Below are 2,980 nucleotides of genomic sequence, written 5' to 3' on the forward strand. Positions count from 1 at the left end.
GAGTTCCCCGCGGCCGAGTTCGCGAAGGACCGGGTCGGCTTCCGGCGGCGGCAGAGCGCCCAGGTCGCCGCCCGGCTCGGGCTGACCGCCGATCCCGCCGCCGCGCAGACGGAGGCGCTGTCCCCGCAGGCGGCGTGGCGGATCAACCAGGCCTTCGAGGCACTCAGCGAGGACCGGCGGGCCCTGCTGCTCACCGCCCTGCGCCCTGGCGGCGCCGACCTGCGACCGCTGCGGACCTTCCTCGCCGGCGGCGGCGGCCTGACCGAACTGGCCGCCTTTCTGGAGACCCAGCCCGTCCGGCTGCGCAGCCGGATCACCTCCTTCGCCACCCTGCAGGCCCGGGCCGCGACCTTCCAGCGCCTCAGCGGCACCGTGCCGGACCTCTCGACGTTCCGCTGGGATCCGCAGAACCTGCACGAGCACTTCTACCGCCACGTCATGGGGCGGGCCGGCTACCCGGACGAGGCCTGGAAGTGGGCGCAGCGCCTGGGGATCGCCGAGGCGTACGGCCTCGACCGGGCGCGGTACGAGGCGATGCTGCGCTCGACCGCACCGGCCGACGCGGCGCTGCGGGCCGAGATCACCACGCGGTTCCGCTCCGTCTACGGGGACTACGTGCGTGCCGTCCTGGTCCGGTCCGCGGTGTACGGCCAGTCCGGCAAGGGGGCCGAGCTCCTGGGCTCGGACGGGGAACTGCTCTGGGCCGCCGAGCCGAGCGGGCTGATCTCCACCGGGTACTTCCCGGACAACCCCGCGCAGTGGCCGCTGCCGGTGAGCGCGCTGCAGGGCAAGTTGGAGGCGTCGCTGGCCGAGGGCCGGTCGGTGGTACTGCTGTTCCGTGGGGTGCCGTGACCGGTACCCGCCTGGGGTGTTCCGCGCGGATTGCGGGCCCGCCGGGGGGCGGCCATGCTGAAGGAGCGGGCGCCGCCGGACAGCACACGACAGATCGATGGATCAGGAGACAGCTGTGGGCGTTCTCTTTCACCGCCGTCACCGCGCCCTGAGCAGCCCCGTGGGCGGTCCCGTCGTGGACAGCGCGCCGACGGCATCCGCCGCGTCGGTCGTGGCGACACTCACCGTCCGCATGGGTGGCCAGCCCAACGGGGTGATCGTGCTCCCGGATGGGCGTGTCTATGTCGCGTGTGGGATCACGGACCACGTGACGGTGATCGGTAGCACCGGTGGCCTGGGAACCGGCACTCCGATTCCCGTCGGCGCGAACCCCGAAGGGGTGGCGGTGAGTCCGGACGGCCGTCGGGCCTACGTTGCCAACTCCGGTGGGAACTCGGTGTCGGTGGTCGATACCGGCAGTGGTCAGGTGTCGGGGACGGTCCCGGTCGGTGCCGGGCCACGCGGGGTGGTGGTGACCCCGGACGGTGGCCACGTCTACGTCGCCAACTCGGATGGGTCCACGGTGTCGGTGATCGACACGAGCAGCGGTCAGGTGTCGGGGACGGTCCCGGTCGGTGCCGGGCCACGTGGGGTGGCGGTGACCCGGGACGGTGGTCGCGTCTACGTCGCCAACTCCGTTGGGAACTCAGTGTCGGTGATCGATACCGGCAGTGGCCAGGTGTCCAGCACTTTTACCCTCGACAGCGGCCCGCGCGCACTGGCGCTGACCCCGGACGGCGGCCGACTCTACGTCACCACCCCGGACAAGGGCACCGCTTCGAACCCGAACACGGGCACCGTGTCGGTGATCGACACGAGTAGCGGTCAAGTGACCGCGACGATCGCCGTCGGTACCAACCCTGCCGTGGTGGTCATCGCCGCCGACGGCCTGCACGCCTACGTCACCGTGGCCGGCGAGAACGCGGTCAGGGTGATCGACACCGCCACCAACCAGGTCACCGGTACCATCACCGTCGGCGCCTCTCCCATCGGAGTGGCGGTGACCGCGGACGGCCGCCGTCTGTACGTCGCCGACGCCGTCGCGAACACCGTGTCCATCGTCGACACCGGCACGAGCCAGGTGACCACGGTCACCGTCGGGAGCAGCCCCGTCGGGGTGGCGGTGGCCCCCGACGGCCGCACGGTGTACGTCACCAACGGCGGTGCCAGGTCGGTGTCGGTGATCCGCGACACCACCAGTTACCAGGTGACCGACACGATCAGCGCCGGCTCGAACTGCCTCGGGCTGGCAGCCATGCCAGAAGGTCGCAACATCGTTGTCGCCAATGCCGGTCGTATTGAGAATCCCGGTTCGGCGTCGGTGTCGCTCATCGAGACCGGCACCAACCAAGTGTCCGCCCCCATCCCCGTCGCCATCACTCCCATCGCCGTGGCGCTCGCCCCGGACGGCCGCCGCGCCTACGTCGTCGGTTCGAGTGCGATGGTGGTCGTCGACACCAGAGCGTTCCAGGTGGTCAATACGGTAAGCCTCAGCGCCGCCCCGAGCGGGGTGGCGGTGACCCCGGACGGCCGCAGCGTCTACATCGCACACGTCGGCTCCCCGAGCAGCGAGCCGATCGTGTCGGTGGTCGACACCGCCACCAACCAGGTCAGCAAGATCACCGTTGGGGTGAGGCCCTCTACGGTCGCCATCGCCGGGAACGGCCGCGCATATGTGACCAATGCGGGCCCGGGCAATGTGTCGGTGATCGACACCGCGCTGAAGCAGGCGGCCGGTCCTCCGATCCGTGTCGGCGCCAACCCCCTCGGGGTGGCGGTGTCCCCGGACGGGCAACACGCCTACGTCACCAATTTCTTCGATGACACTGTGTCAGTGATCGACACCAGCGCTGGCCAGGTGACGAGGACCGTCACTGTCGGCGGTGGTCCCTGGGGTGTGGCGGTGTCCCCGGACAACCGGCGCGTCTTCGTCGCCAACACCGTGGCGGGCACCGTGTCGGTGGTCGACACGGACCTGCTCTGACCGGTACCCACCTGGGGTGTTCCGCGCGGATTGCGGGCCCGCCGGGGGGCGGCCATGCTGAAGGAGCGGGCGCCGCCGGACAGCACACGACAGATCGATGGATCA

The 2,980-nt window shown here is 70.8% G+C and carries 2 protein-coding genes; both read left to right on the top strand.

Annotated features, from left to right (window positions below; translation table 11 throughout):
* Positions 1-852: hypothetical protein (locus ACFQ87_RS43755; protein WP_380616619.1), on the top strand; the 852-nt coding region annotated here is incomplete at its 5' end.
* Between the two features lie 175 nt (positions 853-1,027).
* Complete coding sequence (locus ACFQ87_RS43760; RefSeq protein ID WP_380616620.1) at positions 1,028-2,875, top strand: beta-propeller fold lactonase family protein; 1,848 nt, start codon at positions 1,028-1,030, stop codon at positions 2,873-2,875.
* Positions 2,876-2,980: the final 105 nt, after the last annotated feature.

Origin of the sequence: Kitasatospora sp. NPDC056531, from assembly GCF_042794375.1 — a bacterium.
Classification (GTDB): Bacteria; Actinomycetota; Actinomycetes; order Streptomycetales; family Streptomycetaceae; genus Kitasatospora.